Source organism: Motilimonas eburnea (assembly GCF_021295345.1).
In the GTDB taxonomy this organism is placed as follows: domain Bacteria; phylum Pseudomonadota; class Gammaproteobacteria; order Enterobacterales; family CBDFNC01; genus Motilimonas; species Motilimonas eburnea.
In genome coordinates this window covers 35,233-53,395 of record NZ_JAIMJB010000013.1, presented here as the reverse complement: position 1 = coordinate 53,395, position 18,163 = coordinate 35,233, and the positions used below count along the sequence as shown (strand labels likewise).

General features: G+C 46.8%; 14 protein-coding genes. 6 read left to right on the top strand and 8 right to left on the bottom strand.

The annotated features are described in order from the left end of the window. Window positions 1-20: 20 nt before the first annotated feature. The 5 genes from kdsB to K6Y21_RS13695 are packed head-to-tail and all read right to left on the bottom strand — an operon-like array spanning window position 21 to window position 5,983. A complete protein-coding gene (kdsB, locus tag K6Y21_RS13715; RefSeq protein WP_233072407.1) occupies window positions 21-758 on the bottom strand; it encodes a 3-deoxy-manno-octulosonate cytidylyltransferase in 738 nt (245 codons plus the stop codon). Further along, window positions 755-940, bottom strand: a complete 186-nt coding sequence (locus tag K6Y21_RS13710; RefSeq protein WP_233072406.1) for a Trm112 family protein — start codon at window positions 938-940, stop codon at window positions 755-757. Before K6Y21_RS13710 ends, kdsB begins: the two co-directional genes overlap by 4 nt. Further along, window positions 934-1,908, bottom strand: coding sequence for a tetraacyldisaccharide 4'-kinase (lpxK, locus tag K6Y21_RS13705; protein ID WP_233072405.1), 975 nt, complete (start codon window positions 1,906-1,908; stop codon window positions 934-936). The genes K6Y21_RS13710 and lpxK overlap by 7 nt, the downstream gene beginning before the upstream one ends. Before the next feature lie 2 nt (window positions 1,909-1,910). Then, on the bottom strand, window positions 1,911-3,659 hold the full coding sequence (gene msbA / locus K6Y21_RS13700; RefSeq protein ID WP_233072404.1) for a lipid A ABC transporter ATP-binding protein/permease MsbA: 1,749 nt from the start codon (window positions 3,657-3,659) through the stop codon (window positions 1,911-1,913). A 35-nt stretch (window positions 3,660-3,694) separates the two neighbouring features. Further along, window positions 3,695-5,983 carry a DNA internalization-related competence protein ComEC/Rec2 gene (locus K6Y21_RS13695; RefSeq protein ID WP_233072403.1) on the bottom strand — a complete coding sequence of 763 codons (2,289 nt, stop codon included), beginning with the start codon at window positions 5,981-5,983 and terminating at the stop codon, window positions 3,695-3,697. A 33-nt stretch (window positions 5,984-6,016) separates the two neighbouring features. On the opposite strand from K6Y21_RS13695, the gene K6Y21_RS13690 reads away from it, so the two are divergent. Together K6Y21_RS13690 and K6Y21_RS13685 are read left to right on the top strand one after the other, a co-directional pair. Next, window positions 6,017-6,541: a DUF2062 domain-containing protein gene (locus tag K6Y21_RS13690; RefSeq protein ID WP_233072402.1), complete on the top strand. Its 525-nt coding sequence runs from the start codon at window positions 6,017-6,019 to the stop codon at window positions 6,539-6,541. A gap of 301 nt (window positions 6,542-6,842) precedes the next feature. Next, window positions 6,843-7,838 carry a porin gene (locus K6Y21_RS13685; RefSeq protein WP_233072401.1) on the top strand — a complete coding sequence of 332 codons (996 nt, stop codon included), beginning with the start codon at window positions 6,843-6,845 and terminating at the stop codon, window positions 7,836-7,838. A gap of 435 nt (window positions 7,839-8,273) precedes the next feature. Here the strand turns inward: K6Y21_RS13685 and lolE are convergent, their stop codons facing one another. Genes lolE through K6Y21_RS13670 form a run of 3 tightly spaced genes read right to left on the bottom strand, consistent with a single transcriptional unit; the run spans window position 8,274 to window position 11,422 of the window. Continuing rightward, window positions 8,274-9,506 carry a lipoprotein-releasing ABC transporter permease subunit LolE gene (gene lolE, locus K6Y21_RS13680; protein WP_233072400.1) on the bottom strand — a complete coding sequence of 411 codons (1,233 nt, stop codon included), beginning with the start codon at window positions 9,504-9,506 and terminating at the stop codon, window positions 8,274-8,276. 1 nt (window position 9,507) lies between these two features. After that, window positions 9,508-10,212: a lipoprotein-releasing ABC transporter ATP-binding protein LolD gene (lolD, locus tag K6Y21_RS13675; RefSeq protein WP_233072399.1), complete on the bottom strand. Its 705-nt coding sequence runs from the start codon at window positions 10,210-10,212 to the stop codon at window positions 9,508-9,510. Beyond that, window positions 10,205-11,422 carry a lipoprotein-releasing ABC transporter permease subunit gene (locus tag K6Y21_RS13670; protein ID WP_233072398.1) on the bottom strand — a complete coding sequence of 406 codons (1,218 nt, stop codon included), beginning with the start codon at window positions 11,420-11,422 and terminating at the stop codon, window positions 10,205-10,207. The genes lolD and K6Y21_RS13670 overlap by 8 nt, the downstream gene beginning before the upstream one ends. A gap of 84 nt (window positions 11,423-11,506) precedes the next feature. Here K6Y21_RS13670 and K6Y21_RS13665 point away from each other — a divergent pair, with 84 nt between their 5' ends. The 4 genes from K6Y21_RS13665 (at window position 11,507) to K6Y21_RS13650 (ending at window position 18,100) form a co-directional block, all read left to right on the top strand. After that, window positions 11,507-12,079 carry a PilZ domain-containing protein gene (locus tag K6Y21_RS13665; protein WP_233072397.1) on the top strand — a complete coding sequence of 191 codons (573 nt, stop codon included), beginning with the start codon at window positions 11,507-11,509 and terminating at the stop codon, window positions 12,077-12,079. A gap of 3 nt (window positions 12,080-12,082) precedes the next feature. Continuing rightward, entirely contained in the window at window positions 12,083-15,544 is a 3,462-nt protein-coding gene (gene mfd, locus K6Y21_RS13660) for a transcription-repair coupling factor (protein WP_233072396.1), read from the top strand. Between the two features lie 9 nt (window positions 15,545-15,553). Beyond that, window positions 15,554-16,246: a CsiV family protein gene (locus tag K6Y21_RS13655; protein WP_233072395.1), complete on the top strand. Its 693-nt coding sequence runs from the start codon at window positions 15,554-15,556 to the stop codon at window positions 16,244-16,246. Between the two features lie 192 nt (window positions 16,247-16,438). Continuing rightward, window positions 16,439-18,100 (top strand): sensor histidine kinase, encoded by a 1,662-nt coding sequence (locus tag K6Y21_RS13650; protein WP_233072394.1) that lies wholly within the window; start codon window positions 16,439-16,441, stop codon window positions 18,098-18,100. Window positions 18,101-18,163 lie beyond the last annotated feature (63 nt).

Sequence of the window (18,163 nt, the reverse complement as noted above, 5' to 3'; positions counted from 1 at the left end):
CATTTTGGTGCTAACCTAGGCTAGCCTAAGTGTTGTTTTACTCTTAAATAATCCTCTTGCGTATCAATGCCGGCAACGGGTGTCTGCTCAGCGATTGCAAGGTGGATCTTCTCACCATGCCAGAGCACGCGCAGTTGCTCTAACTTTTCAATTCCCTCTAGTGGCGATTCAGATAAACCAATATAGCGTTGAATAAATCCAGCACGATAAGCATAAATGCCGATATGGCGCAGCAAGGCGTGCTCGCTATCTAACTGTTCAGGGAAGTGTTCCCTTTGCCAAGGAATGCTGGCACGACTGAAATACAAGGCATAGCCATTTTTATCCGTCACGACTTTAACCGCATTGGGATTTAATGCCTCTTCAATGGAGGTGATATGCGTCGCCAAGGTTGCCATCGGCGCTAAGGTTTGCTCGGCAAGATTCTTGGCCACCTGTTTGATAATGCTGGGCGGGATCATCGGCTCATCACCTTGCACATTAACTATCACGTCATTCTCATCAAAGCCGCATTGTTCAACCACTTCGGCTAAGCGCTCGGTGCCCGATTGATGATCCCTTCGCGTCATACAGACTTCACAATCTACCATATCGGCAATGCGCGCATCATCGGTTGCAACAATGATCCGTGCGGCTCCGCTTTCCCTTGCTCGGTCAACAACATGCGCTATCATGGGTTTACCGCCAAGCTCAAGCAACGGCTTGCCCGGTAAACGCTCAGATTGATACCGAGCCGGGATCACCACGATAAAACTCATGAACTGACCTCATCCAAACTTAGCTCGCGCGCTTTTTCTTCAATCAATACAGGAATACCGTCATTGATTTGATACGCAAGACGATCAAACTTACACACTAACTCTTGTTTTGGTTTGTCATAATGCAGCTTGCCTTTACACACAGGACAAGCAATGATTTCGAGCAAATTATGATCTAACATGTTGTTTCTCTTATTTTAGCTATGATTTGGTTCGCCACCGATTCGTTGATGCTTGCAGAAACAGGCAGATACCAAGATTGAGTAAGGGCAAAATCGCGGCATTTTACCGCATCTTTTTCGGTCATAAACAGGGGTCTTGCTTGCTCTAGGGCTTGTATTTCCGCTTCATTAAACCCGTGGTGATCGGCAAAAGGCACTTGCTTTTCAACCTCAAATCCTAGCCCGAGCAAGGTTCTAAAAAAACGGGGAGGATGCCCTATCCCAGCACAAGCATTGATGCTGTTGCCATGACACGCTTTATCAAATTCAGCCACAGAGGCCGTCACAGGTAATGGCGACCCCGCCACTAACGACATAGACACCTCACCCGCTTCAGCCTGGCCACCGTTATTTATCACCACGTCCACCTTAGCTAAGCGCGCCTTACTTTCTCTAAGGGGTCCACTGGGTAACAACCACGCATTGCCATAGCGGCGCTCTCCATCAACCACAACCAACTCGATGTCACGTTGCAGTGCATAATGTTGTAAGCCATCATCAGCGATGATCACGTCCACTTGATGGGTTTTGCGTAATAACTTAGCCGCTTCAATCCGATTTGGAGAAACCGCCACGGGGCATTGGCAACGATGATAAATCAACACGGGCTCATCGCCGGCTTGCGCCCCTGTCGTGTTAGGCTCAACCAAATAAGGATAATGTGGGGCTTTACCGCCATAACCTCGGCTGATCACCCCCGGCTTAAAGCCAGCAGCGGTTAATTGCTCACACAGCCAGATCACCACGGGCGTTTTACCGTTCCCACCTACACTTAAATTACCCACGACAATCGTGGGCACGCCTACATGCTCACTTTTAAGCCAATGGCAACGGTATGCCAAGCGGCGAAAAGCCGTAATTAAAGCAAACAAGGCGGTTAAAGGGAGCAGCAAATAAGCCCAGATATTCTTGCTATACCAAAAAGCCATGATCAGTTGGCCGCCGTTTGCATTTTCAATAAATTGGCATAAATGCCATCTTGTTCACTCAAGGTTTGGTGATTACCTTGCTCAACAATTTTCCCTTGGTCAACCACCAAGATTTGGTCCGCTTTTTCAATGGTGGACAAACGGTGAGCTATCACAATCGCGGTTCTGTTCTTTTGCAATGCTTCCAGAGCCGATTGGATATGACGCTCGGATTCTGTATCTAGCGCTGATGTGGCCTCATCTAAAATTAAAATTGGCGCATCGCGTAATAAGGCCCGAGCAATGGCGATACGTTGGCGCTGACCACCGGAAAGCATCACTCCGTCTTCACCGACTAAGGTATCTAAACCATCGGGAAATTGCTCAATAAACTCCATCGCATTGGCGGTGCGCGCCGCTGCAATGATCTGTTCACGGCTAAATTGATCACCCGTTGCATAGGCAATGTTATTGGCGATGGTGTCATCGAATAGATGTACTTTCTGCGATACATACGCCATTTGCGAACGTAAATTATCCAATGGAAAGTCATAAATACTTTGCCCATCAATGGTAACGTCGCCATCAATGCCGTCATAAAAGCGGGTTAAAATTGACGCGATGGTCGATTTTCCTGAGCCCGAGCGCCCTACTAATGCCACGGTTTTACCCGCAAGGACATTAAAGCTGATGTGATCGAGTGCCAGTTTCTCTTTACCACTGTAAGCAAAGCACACGTCTTTAAACTCAATATCGCCGCGCACCTTATCCATGGGTTTGGTGCCACTGTTTGTTTCCGTGTCACTGTCTAGAATCGCAAATAGGCTGTCACACGCGGCTAAGCCCTTTTGTATTTCATTGTTGACTTGAGTTATGGCTTTAATCGGCTTCATTAACGCGAACATGGCACTGATAATCAAGGTAAATGTACCCGGCGTTAAGGTATCCATCACTTGTGGGAAGGTCGCCAAATAAAGTACAAACGCCAGCGCCATCGAGGCAAGAAATTGGATCACGGGCACACTGATGGCTTGGGCCGAAATCATTTTCATATTTTGGCGGCGAACCTTGTTACTCACTTGAGCAAACTTTTCCTGTTCAAGTTGTTGACCACCAAACATCAACACTTCTTTATGGCCCTTAAGCATCTGCTCGGATGAGGTCGTGACCGAGCCCATTGCCGCTTGTATTTGATGGCCAAGACCCCGAAATCGCTTGCTTACTTTATTAATAACAAAGCCCACCAGCGGGCCAACCACAAAGAAGATTAAAGATAGCTGCCAACTCTGATAGAACATCATGGTCAGTAACGCCACCACCATGGCACCTTCACGAAAAATACTGACGAGGGAATTACTGGCCGCATTGGCCACCTGGTTACAGTCATAAGTGATTTTGGAAAGGAGATCACCGGTACTGTTCTTATCGAAAAACGCCACCGGCATCATCATTAAATGATTAAACACCGCCCGTTGCAGTTTCATCACCACGTGATTACCCACCCACGCCATACAATAGCTACTCAAAAACGCGGCTAAGCCTCGGGCCGAAATAATGATCAACACGAAGATAGGCATAAATGTCAGAACATCGGGATTTTTACCTGTCAGGCCTTCGTCCAATAGTGGCTTTAACGAATAAATAAAGGTCGCGTCTACCGCGGCATAGCCAAGCATCCCCAAGATGCCACCCATAATCCCGAGTTTTTTATCTTTAACATAAGAAATAAGACGCTTAAAAGTAACGAGAGAAGAGTGTGTCGAATTTGTCATAATGGCTACTTTGGGAAAAAAAGGTATTTTAACCTTTAAGGAGCAAAAGGTAAAAGCGCTCTGTTAAACCAATATGGCGCGAAATCATGGCGATAGCGTTTAACACTGATACCCGACTCAGTCGGTTGGATCATGATCATGCCATCCGTTGCCGTATTATACAGTTTAACCTTGAGCTGCTGATAGCGTGCAACGACCCTTTCATCAGGGTGCTGCCATGGATTATAACGCCCAGCACTGACGATAGCATATATGGGAGCAACCCATGTGATGAAATCAAGGGTAGACGACGTGTGACTGCCATGATGAGGCACCAGTAACACATCGCTTTTTAACCATTTACGTTGCTCGGCTTGGCTGATTAATGCCGCTTCGGCCTTGGCTTCAATATCCCCGGGTAAGAGTAAGCTAAAGCCAGTTGTTTCAAGACGCAGCACACAGGAAGTGTTATTTCGACGCTTACCTACTTCACTGCTATTTTGGCTCAAAAAACGTCCAGTAAAGGCGCCCAACTCAATTTCTTGATGACGTCGACAATAGTGATAAACGCCACCCCCTTGATTATGCCATGCCTGCTTGACATTAACCGACCTAAAAATATCTTGAGCCCCACCAGCGTGGTCATTGTCTTGATGACTGACGACAAAATGATGCAGTTGTTTAACTTGCTGCCTATTCAAAAAAGGCATGATCACCGATTTGGCAATACTAAATCCCGTGTCCGTTGCAAACCCCGTATCATAGAGCAGCCACTCACCTTCACTTTCAACCAAAACACTTAGCCCTTGGCCAACATCAAAAATCACAACTTGCCACGGTACGCTCGCTTTTTCGCCCTGCCATATAATGATCACAAACGCCACTGCCATCAGGGCTGTCACCTTGCCACAACGAAATAGGCTATGGTGATATTGCCAGCTAAGCCAGCATCCCACGGTTAAGATAAACAACCAATAAGCTTGACCTGCGGTCACCGTTATCCACGCACTTGGCCAGTAAAACACAAGATTGACCATTACGTTTAATAACCACTCCATTAGCACTAAACCTGGCGCAACCCAAGGACCAAACAGCAATATCAATAAGGCAGTCAGTAGACAAGCTGGGATCACCACCACGCTCATCAGCGGCACAAATAACACATTATTAACGGCTGAGAGTAAACTCACGCCAGAGAATTGACTAATTTGCAATGGCATCATCAATAACCATAACCCCACTTGAAAAAGCAAGATATAGGTTAACCAACGCAAACCGACAACAGGCGAACGCGGGACAAACCGCGCAATGATCACGATGCTCACCACAGCAGCAAATGAAAGCCAAAACCCAATGCCTAATACCGCTAAAGGATCCCATAACGCCACCAACACCATGGCCAATAAAATACCATCCAACGGATTTATTTTTCGCTGTAAAAACAGCGTCATCACAACGACACCGTACATGATTAATGCCCGCTGGGTAGGCACGGTAAAACCAGCTAACCAAGCATAAATGATGGCAGCCACTAACCCGATAAGGCTCGCCAATCTTAAGGTATGCCATCGTAACCCGGTTAAGTGATTGAACACAGAGAATACAGACCAAGCCAACGCCGTCACCGATGAGCCAACCAGCATAATATGCAAGCCCGAGATCACCAGAATATGTGCTAGCCCCATTTGCTGAAACTTTTGCCGCAATGGCCAATCCAAACTGGATTTATCAGCAAACACTAAGGCCAATAGCATCCCTTGATGCGTGAGGGGCTCGGTGTAACGCTTGACGGTTTCATGCCAGCTCACTCGCCATGATGGACTCTTGTTGTCCATACTAATTAAGCGCTTTATATCAACCTGATAACCTATGTGCTGGCTAAATAAATACGCTCGTTGATTAACCCCCACCGTGTTACCTCTGCCCCAGATTGGCTTTATCTTCGCGCTCACCGTCACTATCTGGCCACTTAACAGACGCTGCTCACTTCTAAACCAAGTCAGTTTCACTTTTTTGCTAACAATCGGAGCGTAGTCATCGATAGAAATCAAACTAGCCTGATAAATATGCGAATTTCGATGTGAATTTAGTGAATTAATTTGCACAACTATGGTATGTTCTTGCCCCGATGTGAACGACGCAGGTAACCAATTAAGTTGCCAGTGGGCATAGCAACTGAACCAAACCAGCCCAACAAAAAAATAGCTAAGAAAGCGAGTGCGTTTAAAACAACATAGCAAGCTGGCAAAAATGCTGCCCAAAATACAGAGATGTAAGCTCAGTAGGTAAGGTAAAAACAACCCAGATGCAATACCTGTAACAAGACACACGTACCCTTTGCGCATTTGCCCAACACCCAGATTAGATAAGTTAACTATATGCCAAAAAAGCTGATTAAGCGGTATACACCCAACCCTGACACACTAAAAAACCATAAACATTTGAAAATTTTTGGTGATCTGCTGCACGATGGCAACTTATGGCATCTCAATCGTCGCTCAGCATCCGGTGCCTTTGCCATCGGCCTGTTTATGTGTTGGGTGCCCTTGCCGTCGCAAATGATCATGGCAGCGGGCTTAGCCATCATATTTCGTGTTAACTTGCCTTTATCCGTAGCCTTGGTATGGATATCTAATCCACTAACCATGCCCCCTATGTTCTATTTTGCCTATTTAGTCGGCGCTTATTGTTTACAAGAGCCCGTTCAGCAGTGGCACTTTGAACTGTCGTGGCAATGGCTATTTGATATCGTGAATACCATAGGACCGGCATTACTCACAGGCTGTGCCGTGTTGGCGGTGCTCAGTGCAGCGCTCGGCTATTTTACGGTGCATTGGATCTGGAAGCTGTCGGTAATACGCAATCGCTCCCAACGCCGGTCACGTGGCAAACCCCAGCGCTAACGGATCAGTACCATCAAACTGGGTTTGATGGTCTAGTTCAACTTTACAAAAAAGGTACTTTTTATTAGTTTTTTTAAGACTTCTAGCTGATTTCAATCTATTTCTGTGATCTATATCCTACCCCAGTTAACAAATGTAATATTAAGTTCACAAATCTCAACTAAGCTTCAAACTGAAAATTAGGAACAAAAATAATTGATAATCATTGCCGTTATCATTATATTTGTCCTGAATTTTGGGCTAAGGCCAAGGCAATAAGCCCAATTAAATTCTTGCTCCTATTATAAATTAAGGAATTATTGTGAAAAAAACGCTTTTATCTTCAGCTATTCTTGCTGCTTTAGTATCTGGTTCTGTTTCTGCTGCAGAAGTTTACAAAGACGAAACACACAAAGTGGATGTTTACGGTAAAATCCAACCTATGTACTACAGCTCTGATGACAAAGGTGAAGACGGCGATCAAAGCTACTTCCGCATCGGTGTTAAAGCTAAATCATCTATCACAGAAACGGCGTACGCATTTGCACGCTTCGAGCTTGAGTATGCTGCAACACGTGACTCAGACAACGATGTACGTCTTGGTTTCGCAGGTCTAGGTGACAAGCAACTAGGTGAGCTTTCTTACGGTCGTCAATACGGCGCTTACACGCTAGTTGCTGACTTCACTGACGTACTATACGAATTCGGTGGCGATGCTTCAGGTACAGGTACTGACACCTTCGGTACAGGTAAATCTGACGCACTACTAAAATACGCAGTAAGCTTTGGCGGCGCTGAAATCCACGCTAACTTCCAAACTGACAACAACTACGAAGCAGACAAGAGCGGCAGCGATAAAACTGCACAATCTTACGGTATCGCAGCAACTTACGGTTTTGACTTTGGTGTTAACATCGGTGCGGCATACAACGTAGGTGAGCGTCTAACTGCCGGTGCTGGTGATGCGAAAACAGCTGCTTTTGCAATCAACTACGATGCAAACAACGTATACGCGGCAGTTCTTTACTCTTTCGGTGATGACTGGGGTAAAAAAGCAACAACAAGCAAAAACGTTGATTACACAGCAGTTGAAGCGGCTCTAGGCTACGACTTCGGTAACGGCTTTAGCGCACTAGCAGGTTACAACTGGCAAGAAGCTAAAGCTTCTGGTTCAAGCAGCGAAGACACAGTTGACTACTTCACTGTAGGTGCTGAGTACAAGTTCAACAAACAGTTCAAACTTTACACAGAATACAAAGCTGACCAAATCAAGGGCGCTGAAGACGTACTTGCTCTAGCAGCTGTTTACAAGTTCTAAGTTAAACTTAGACATTGCCAAATTCAATTTGGCTAGATTAAAAATCCTGCTTCGGCAGGATTTTTTTTGCCCGAGTTTTCCCCTACCCCATGACCAATGAGAGCACTATTTTCCCTCCAAGGTTGACCCCCCCCTCATTTCAAATGCCGTATAAAATGATAGCTCAGCTATTATAAGATGATAGCTCCGCTATATTGACGCCACCATGGCGCAAACCACTGACCAAATTATCGGTAATGATGAATAGCCTAAGACTTAAGCGGCTCATATAACAGTATAATGGACAGGTATATATCGAAGCCTGAGGGGCTTAAATAACAATAGAATAAAAAGGCATAAAACAGCTGAAGAAGGTTGTATGAATAGCGGTATAGCTAAATAAGCTCTGTCTAAACACAATGCCTTGGCTACTAATCCAAGGCATTGTTTAGCATATTAACCATGCCCTAACTGCTGAGCAGGTTTCACCTGAGTCGCTCGCCAAGCAGGGTAAAGGGTTGCGAGTAAGCTCATGATCACCGCGACAACGGCAATGATCACCACATCAAGGGGCTCAACCATGGAAGGCATAAAATCGATAAAATAAATCTCAGAAGACAATACCTTACGGCCAAGGATCTGCTCAACCAGATTGAAAATCTCGGTTAGGTTCAGTGCGACCCCTAGCCCTAAAATCACCCCTAGGGCCGCGCCCACAATGCCATTTAACAAACCTTGAACAATAAACACATTGCGTAGCAAAGCATGGCTCGCGCCCATGGTCTGTAAAATAGCGATATCGCCCTTTTTCTCGTTAACGGCCATGACTAAGGTAGATACGATATTAAAACAGGCCACCGCCACGACTAAAAACAAGATAACGTACATCAGCGCTTTAACTAGCTGAATGTCTTGATAGACATTACCCTGAGTAAAGACCCAAGGCTTAATATAGACAAGTAGCCCGGAATCAAAGGCCACGCGACGCGTAATAGTCACCGCATCCATCACATCATCGGTCTTAAAAGCTACGCCGTTCACGCCCTCGGTGAGTGACTCACCTGTGGCTAACGACATAAAACCTAGGCTATGATCCAACTGTCCGCCCATCTCCAAAATGCCAACTAAGGTAAAGTTGACTCGTTTAGGCGCCGCCAACTTGTTGCCCTTAGCTAAATTTGGCAATAACAGGGTCACATTATCATTAACCTTAAGGCCCAATTTATTGGCAATGCCTTTACCTAATACCAAGTTTTGTCCTGGCTCAGACAAACGTTGCCAACCTTGATCACTGATGTAACGTGACATATTGGTCACCTTGTCTTCCCTTTCCGGCTCGATCGCTCGCAGCGCCACCCCTTTCATGGTATTGCCCTTTTGTAGCAGCCCAGTCACATTAATGTAAGGGGCTGCCGCAATCACTTGCGGATCATTCTCCACCTGTCTTACCACATCAGGCCAGTGGTAGAATGGCCCTTTCGCCGCTTCTATTTCACCATGAGGGATCACAGACAAAATACGTTCACGCAGTTCACGTTCAAAGCCATTCATGGCTGATACCCCAATGATCAGCACAGCCACTCCCAACATGATGCCAATCAGGGACGAAAGAGAGATAAACGAGATAAAGCGGTTTTTTTGCTTCGCTCGACTGTAGCGCAGGCCAATAAAAGCCGATAAAGATATCACCCTAGACCTCTTCACTCGTTAAGGTTAACGCACCTTCTAACTTGCCATCGCGCATATGAAGCTGACGATCGAGTTGATCTGCCAACTTCAGATCGTGCGTCACCACCACAAATGCCGTATTTAAGCTTTGATTTAATTCGCGCATTAACTGGTAAATGTTCTGCGCACTTTGGGCGTCTAAATTTCCCGTTGGCTCATCCGCTAATAAAATAGCCGGCTCGTTGATTAAGGCTCTGGCAATGGCCACGCGTTGACGCTCCCCCCCCGACAACTCAGCGGGCCGATGTTCAACACGGTGACCTAAACCGACGCGCTCTAACATCTGCTGCGCTTGCTGCTTAGCTTGTTTGACCGGCATTTTAGCAATCAACAAGGGCATCATGACATTTTCAATGGCGCTAAATTCCCCCATCAAATGGTGAAACTGATAAACAAAGCCCATTTCTTGATTGCGTAAGTTAGCTTGCTGCTTGGCACTCATTTGGTGAATATCTTGACCATTAAACAACACTTCACCGCTGGTGACGGTATCTAATGCGCCCAATAAATGTAACAAGGTACTTTTACCTGAGCCCGAACTACCGACGATGGCCAATAACTCGCCCGCTTGAACATCGAGATTAACACCGTGTAACACTGGCGTGATCACATCACCATCGCGGTATTGCTTGGTGATATTGCGACAACTGAGTAAGTAATTATTCATATCTGAGAGCCTCGGCAGGATTGACTTGTGCAGCCCGCCATGCGGGATAAAAAGTGGCCATTAGACTAAGGGCCATAGCACCGAAAATGATCTGGCAAATTTGCCAACCATCAAATAAAACAGGAAGTTGACCGCCAACCGCGGCATAAAGGTTAACGCCAAACAAGGCCATAATATCATTAATAAAGTAAGCCCCCGCTAGGCCCAAGAGCGCACCAAAAATGGCGCCTAAAATGCCACTCCACGCTCCTTGTACCATAAAGATACCTATGATCGAGGGATTGTGCATGCCAAGGGTTTTCAATATGGCTACCTCCCCTTCTTTATCCGTGACTAACATCACCGAAGACGAAAGAATATTAAAGGCGGCGACGGCAACAATCAGGCACAGTAATATCCCTATCATGTTTTTTTCCATCTTGATCGCTGCGAAAAACTGGCCATGGCTACTGCGCCAGTCGGTTAATTCAAATCCTGACGGTAAAGAGGCATCATTGACCCCCTGCAAATTAAACGGATCATCTAAAATAAAACGCAGCCCCGTCACATTATCGGCAGGTAAGCGCATTAACCGCGTCGCATCATCACCATGAACAAAGACTTGGTTAAGATCCGCTTCGGAGCCAAGGGTAAAGATGCCCGCCACAACAAAGTTTCGCTGGCTGGGCATTCGCCCTAAAGGCGTGAACATTGAACCCCGAGTGGAAATAAGGCGTAATTTATCATTGAGCCCCACATCCAAAATTTGCGCCAATTCACTGCCAATGAGCACCTGATATTCACCGGCTTTAACGGCATTAAGATCACCTAAATATAGAGACGAACTTAGGGTTTGGGGGACCCACAAATCAGGATATACCCCCTGAATTTCAACGGCCCGTAATTGCGTGGCCGTTTGCACTAGCGCTTCAACATTGGCCATGGGAATAATGGCTTGCACACCGGGAATATTGGGCAAGTCAGCCGCTAATTGCTGCCAATGGGCAACGGACTGCGCCGGATTGGACATAACAGCGTGGGGGATAGCATCCAGAATGCGTTTTTTCTGTTTGGCTTCAAAGCCATTCATCACCGACAGCACTATAATCAGCGACATTACACCGAGTAAAATACCGCCGGTCGAAAAGAGTGAAACAAACGAAACAAATCCGTTGCTGCGTTTAGCCTTGGTATATCTAAGCCCAATAAAGAGGCTGAGTGGATAAAACATAAGTGTCTATTCAATAGCTTGCGAAAGCACAAAGATAAAGGATAATAAAGGGAACACAGGTAACGAACAAGGGCAATCTGATTAATGGATACAGAATCCTATTTTAGTGTGACACACCCCCTGACAATTAATATTGAGCCACTGCCAAGTGATGCCGTGATCCCAAGCGCAGATGAGCTCGTGGCGCACATGCCGGCCTCCTTTCAAATCGCCAGTGAAATAGCCCAAGTCGATGCGAATTCTTTGCGATTTTTAAACCAACTGGGTGAGCAAACACAAGACTTAGTCAACTACCTGACCTTACAATCTCGAAAAATCAATATGTTACTTTGCCATATGATGGCCCAAGATGATAAAGCCGAGTATCGTCATCACACCAGTGCCTTTGGCGGCGGTGGCATCCGATTTGTTCATCAATCGCCCTGGCCACTTAAGCAAGTGGCTACCCTGAAAATCTTTTTAGTCGATGAAGCCTCGGCCGTTTTTTGTTATGGTCAGGTAACAGGTTGTCAGCCCGCTGAGCAAGGACACGAGATAGAGATGAATTTTATCAGCATTCGCGAAACCGATCGTGATCTCTTGATCAAGGCCAGCCTACATATCCAATCGAAACAACTAAAGCGGCGCGCGGAGTTGCGCCAGCAGGAACAAAACTAACCCATGACCAGCTCTTTTCTTTCGCTACCCGCTCTGACTAAAGCGGGTGACAAACGTTTTCTTGGCCAATTACATGGATCTAGCCTTGCCTTAGCCGCCGCCGAGTTCGCCTTACAACACAGTGGTATGGTGATGCTACTGGTAGCCGACACGCCGAGCGCCCTACGCCTTGAACAAGAAGTAAACTTCTTTTTACAAGGGCAAAAAAACGTGCTGAGTCTGCCCGATTGGGAAACCTTACCTTATGACAGTTTCTCGCCTCATCAGGACATTATTTCCACCCGTTTAACCACCCTTTATCGTTTGCCACAAATGACCACGGGTGTGTTAATTGTTCCGGTGAGCACCTTGTTACTTCGATGCGCGCCTGCCAGCTATTTAAATCAGCATAGTTTATTGGTCCAAACAGGCGAACAGCGCTCCATTCAAAGCCTGCGCCAGCAGCTAGAGCAAGCGGGCTATTATCAAGTTGAGCAAGTAATGGAGCACGGTGAATACAGTGCCCGCGGCGCCGTGTTTGATTTATTCCCCATGGGGGCCAATCAGCCTTATCGACTGGATTACTTCGACGATGAAATCGAAACCATCAAGGAATTTGATCCCGAAACCCAACGTAGCACCGACACGGTAAAAGCCATTGAGCTGCTGCCTGCACGCGAGTTTCCCACCGACAAGGCCGCCATCGAGCGTTTTCGCAGCCAATATCGCGAGCGTTTCAATGCCAGCCGTGAAGCCGAATCGGTTTACCAACAAGTGTCTAAAGGCACCTTCCCAGCCGGTATTGAATATTATTTGCCGCTGTTTTTCGAGCAAACGGCCAGCTTATTTGACTATTTACCCGATTCCATGGCCATTGCCGTGGTCGGCGATATTGAGCATGCAGCGAGTCACTTTCTTAATGACGTAAGCCAGCGCTACGAAAACCGTCGCCATGATATTCAGCGTCCTTTATTGCCTCCGGCTGAGCTCTACCTGCGCATTGAAGAATGTTTTAGCCTACTAAAACAATACCCTAGGCTGTTTTTATCTGCGGACGGCCAAGATGACAGCAAAGCCGGTATCAGCAATGCCAACACCGCGCCACTGCCTAATATTGCCGTTGCCCATAATCAAGCCGAGCCCCTTACCAAGCTAACGGATTTTCTCACTGATTTTGCCGGCAAAGCGCTATTTTGCGTTGAGTCGCAAGGGCGCCGAGAAACCTTACTCAGCCTGCTCGATAAGGTCAAAATCAAGCCAAAGCAGTTTGATAGCATTGCAAAATTTCATCAAAGCAAGGCTGAAATAGGCCTGATTGTCGGTGATGTCAGCCGCAGCTTTATGATGCCAGAGGCTCAGCTGGCCTTTATTTGTGAGACCGAGCTACTTGGCGATCGCGTGGTCCAGCGTCGTCGCAAAGACAGTAAGCGCACCGTTAACAGTGATGCCCTCATTCGTAACCTTGCAGAGCTGGCCATAGGCCAAGCCGTCGTCCATCTTGACCACGGGATAGGTCGCTATCAAGGCTTACAAACCTTAGACATTGGCGGTATGGCCACGGAATATTTAACCTTAGAATATGCCGGTGGCGACAAGCTCTATGTGCCCGTGACCGCCTTGCATTTGATCAGCCGCTATAGCGGTGGCGATGACGACACCGCCCACATTCATAAACTGGGCGGTGAAACCTGGTCTAAAGCCAAACGCCGCGCCGCCGAAAAAGTGCGTGATGTCGCCGCTGAGCTACTGAATGTCTATGCTAATCGCGAAGTGAAACCCGGCTATGCCTTTGCCATCGACAAGGGTCAATACGCCAGCTTTTCGGCCGATTTCCCGTTTGAAGAAACCGATGATCAAATCAATGCCATCGATGCGGTATTAGGCGATATGTCCCAGCCCAAAGCCATGGACAGACTGGTCTGTGGCGATGTCGGTTTTGGTAAGACCGAAGTGGCCATGCGTGCCGCGTTTGTGGCCGTCAATGGCGGTAAACAAGTCGCCGTGCTGGTTCCCACCACATTACTTGCCCAGCAACATTACGAAAACTTTAAAGACCGCTTTGCCGACTGGCCGGTAGAAGTGGAGGTGATGTCGCGCTTTAAAACCGCCAAAGAGCAAAAAGATGTTATCAATCGCTTGCAAGAAGGTAAGGTAGATATCTTAATTGGTACTCACAAACTTCTCGGCGGCGATATTAATTTCAGCGATCTCGGCTTATTGATCGTTGACGAAGAGCACCGCTTTGGGGTGCGCCAAAAAGAAAAAATCAAGGCGCTGCGCGCCAATATCGATATACTCACCTTAACCGCCACGCCGATACCACGTACTTTAAACATGGCAATGAGCGGCATGCGTGATTTGTCTATTATCGCCACGCCTCCTGCTAAACGCCTCGCGGTGAAGACCTTCGTCCGTCAACGCGACGAAGCCTTAATCAAAGAAGCCATTACCCGTGAAATTATGCGCGGCGGACAAGTTTATTTTTTACATAACTCCGTCGATACTATAGAAAAAACCGCCGCCGATCTCGCCGAACTCGTACCCGATGCCAGGATCATTGTGGGTCATGGCCAAATGCGCGAGCGTGAACTGGAAAAGGTGATGTCGGATTTTTATCACCAGCGCTATAACATTCTCGTTTGTACCACCATTATCGAAACAGGTATAGATGTGCCTAGCGCCAATACCATGATTATCGATCGCGCCGACAATTTAGGCTTAGCCCAGTTGCACCAATTGCGGGGGCGCGTTGGACGCTCTCATCACCAAGCCTATGCTTATTTATTGACGCCCCATAAAAAGTTAATGAGTAAAGATGCGCAAAAGCGCCTCGATGCCATCGCATCCCTTGAAGCCTTAGGCGCCGGCTTTACCTTGGCGACGCACGATCTTGAAATTCGCGGCGCGGGTGAGCTGTTAGGCGATGAGCAAAGCGGTCAAATCCACTCGGTCGGTTTTAGCTTGTATATGGAGATGCTAGAGCAAGCCGTTGCCGCACTGCGCGAAGGCAAAGAGCCCGATCTCACTCAATTACTCAACCAGCAAACCGAGATAGAGCTGCGCTTACCAGCCCTACTGCCCGAAGATTATATCGGTGACGTTAATATGCGTTTGTCCTTGTATAAGCGCATCGCCAGTTGCGATAGTAAGGAGCAACTTGATGACTTGCAGATTGAACTAATAGACCGTTTTGGCTTATTGCCCGATCCCAGCAAGCATTTGCTCAAAATCGCTGAGTTTAAACTCTTGGCATCTGGCCTAGGTATCAATAAGATTGAAGCCAATGGCGCTGGCGGATACATAGATTTCGCAGAAAAAACTAAGCTAAATCCAGCATATCTGATATCGTTACTGCAAAATCAACCACAGGTATATCGGATGGAAGGGCCAACGCGATTGCGTTTTACCATCCCAGCACCAGAGCGAAGCGAGCGCATCAAGTTGGTTGAAACCATGTTAACCGCGTTCTCAGAAAACACCCTCTAAAGGAGCAAAATGTTGAGTCGTTTAATCTTGGCTTTGTGTGTCATGTTAGCCACTTTCAGTGTCGTGGCCAGTGAACGCTATAAAGTCGAATTAATTGCGTTTAAAAACTATGAATCCGAGCAATCTATTCCCGAGCACTTTGATTATCGGCTGCCACTTGCTAAAAGCAACCAAGGCCTGAATTTGCTCGGCAGCTTGCTGCCAACCGATAAGCTGCCTATCACAATCGATAGCACTAAGGTATCGGCCTCGTTTCAACAAGTCAGTTTGTTGCCGGCCAGCAGCTTACAACTGAAAACTGAAATGAAGCGGCTTACTCGCCACCTTGCTTTTTCGCCTTTAATCCACCTCGCTTGGTCTGTTGAAGTCAGCCCGCAAGGCGCACCATCCGTTAGGCTGCTCGCGGGTCAAAACTTCCAAAAACAATATCAAGTCAGCTCAAGCATGGTGGGGCTAGATGCCTTAGGCTCGTTGTTTGAATTAGATGGTCTGATCACCTTATACCAAGATCAGCAATTAATACTGGAAACTGAGTTAGTGCTACGTGATGCACCGGCGTATGACGGAACAGCGACCTTGGCAACAAAGCAAGGGCCATTAAAAGAGTATCCCATCAAACACCGACGCGCCGTCAGTCTGGGTAAAATCTATTATCTCGATCACCCTTTAATGGGATTACTTGTACGCATTGATAAAGCCTGATCAGGCTCGACCAGCCATCGATACACCGGTGGCTGGGTGCTGTCCCAACGATGGCCGGCGAGTACGCTGTGATATTGCTCGCCTTAGCTGCTTAATTTTTTATCAGACATCGCCTCGTCGCCCTACTTGCCTCCCTTTCAATTAGCCCATTCTTTCCTATACTCAAGAAAATACAACCTGTTTTGAACGCCATTGCAACGATATCAAACGCGGTTACTTATCAAACTCTTGTTACCCACGACCTTGGCCGTTGGCGTAATGATCCTTCTCTTGGTTTTTTGGGTGCCAGAGCTGACCGTGTCTTTGCAAAAGCAAGACCAAGCCAACACATTAGAAAAGTTAAGCCATTACCTGACTCGCCAAGCGACAGTCACTGAAGCCGGTGATAACTATATTTATCATCACTTTCCCGAGCAGACGCAGCAACCCAGCAGCGGTTTTTCAATTCTCCCTTCATACCTTAAAGATACTGAGTTGGTGAATGAGGCTAACCATTACTTTTCCACCCGCCCCGCTAGCACACTGTTTGAATGGCATAGCGCGGATAACGCTAAGCAAACGGTGTTAATGCAACCTATTCGACTCACCGAAACCCGTTGTTTGCAATGCCACAACCAAACCTTGATAGGTCAACGCAATGACTGGCAACAAGGAGACATAGCAGGCTACGTGGTCATGGAAAATGATGTCGCCCACCTGCAACAACAAGCCGCTAAAGTGCGCAAAGAAATTGCCATGATCGTCTTTCCTTTTATCGGTTTGATGATGTTATGTGCGTTTCTGAATTATCGCCGAACCCATCAAAATGTGGCTAAACTACTCGACACAGCCAAGGATATTACCCAAGGGAATCTTCACTGCCGAGTGGGGATATCAGGTGATGATGAACTCGCAAGGCTTGGTACCGCCATGGACATCATGCTCGACACCTTAGAACAAACCCAAGCCGAGCTTGTTGCCAGCGAACAAAACTTCCGTCAAGTCAGCCACGAGTTAAAAGATCTGAACCTAGAGCTAGAGGCACGGGTATTCCAGCGAACCGATGCCCTTAATCAAGCCCTTAGTTCATTAAAAAGCACGCAAGACGAATTAGTTAAAAACCAAGGGGCATTAACCGCTTCTACCTTAGTGGCCGGCATTGCTCATGATATCAACAACCCATTAGGCATTGCCCTGACCGCTGTGACATTTTTGCGCGATGAGAACCACCAAATAAAAGACAAGGTAAAACAAAACAGCATTAAGCGCTCAGAAATCAGCCATTACATTCATCAAGTCTGCGAGAGTAGCACCATCATAGAAAACAATTTGCGCCAAGCAGCACTCTTAGTCAAAAGCTTTAAAGACATGACCATCAACCAGTGTCAAGACGCCTTGCAAGAGATCAATTTTTATGACTTTTTTAATTGTATTTTCATAAGCTTAAGTCCCGAGTTAAAAAAAGCCAAGGTCACATATCAATTAGAGATTGATAACACGCTCAGGTTTCACTCTCACCCCAGCTTTTTAAGCCAAGTCTTCACCAATTTGGTCCTCAATTCCATTCGCCATGGGTTTAAACATCAAGGCGATGGTGTCATCACTCTTAGCGTGCACAAGCAAGCCGAAGAATTCATCGTCTGTTACGAAGACAATGGCAGTGGGGTTGAACAAGCGGTAAAAGAAAAAATGTTCTCCCCCTTTTTCACCACCCAAAAAGCCAATGGCGGCTCTGGGCTGGGGCTAAATATGGTTAAGGAATTAGTCAAGCAAAAGCTCGCTGGGGATATTGCTGTGTATAACGTTAAACCACATGGATTAGGCTATCGCATCACCCTTCCTTCACTACAAACGGAGCAAAGCAACACCGAGTAACACGCAGGAAAAACAAAACTGTCACAAAAGTTTAACAATAAATTCGCCTTTCAAGCCTATATT

Excerpts from the sequence above, each read along its gene's own strand:
- kdsB (WP_233072407.1), bottom strand. The coding sequence starts at position 758 with ATGAGTTTTATCGTGGTGATCCCGGCTCGGTATCAATCTGAGCGTTTA.
- K6Y21_RS13710 (WP_233072406.1), bottom strand. The coding sequence starts at position 940 with ATGTTAGATCATAATTTGCTCGAAATCATTGCTTGTCCTGTGTGTAAA.
- lpxK (WP_233072405.1), bottom strand. The coding sequence starts at position 1,908 with ATGGCTTTTTGGTATAGCAAGAATATCTGGGCTTATTTGCTGCTCCCT.
- msbA (WP_233072404.1), bottom strand. The coding sequence starts at position 3,659 with ATGACAAATTCGACACACTCTTCTCTCGTTACTTTTAAGCGTCTTATT.
- K6Y21_RS13695 (WP_233072403.1), bottom strand. The coding sequence starts at position 5,983 with ATGCGCAAAGGGTACGTGTGTCTTGTTACAGGTATTGCATCTGGGTTG.
- K6Y21_RS13690 (WP_233072402.1), top strand. The coding sequence starts at position 6,017 with ATGCCAAAAAAGCTGATTAAGCGGTATACACCCAACCCTGACACACTA.
- lolD (WP_233072399.1), bottom strand. The coding sequence starts at position 10,212 with ATGAATAATTACTTACTCAGTTGTCGCAATATCACCAAGCAATACCGC.
- K6Y21_RS13670 (WP_233072398.1), bottom strand. The coding sequence starts at position 11,422 with ATGTTTTATCCACTCAGCCTCTTTATTGGGCTTAGATATACCAAGGCT.
- K6Y21_RS13665 (WP_233072397.1), top strand. The coding sequence starts at position 11,507 with ATGGATACAGAATCCTATTTTAGTGTGACACACCCCCTGACAATTAAT.
- mfd (WP_233072396.1), top strand. The coding sequence starts at position 12,083 with ATGACCAGCTCTTTTCTTTCGCTACCCGCTCTGACTAAAGCGGGTGAC.
- K6Y21_RS13655 (WP_233072395.1), top strand. The coding sequence starts at position 15,554 with ATGTTGAGTCGTTTAATCTTGGCTTTGTGTGTCATGTTAGCCACTTTC.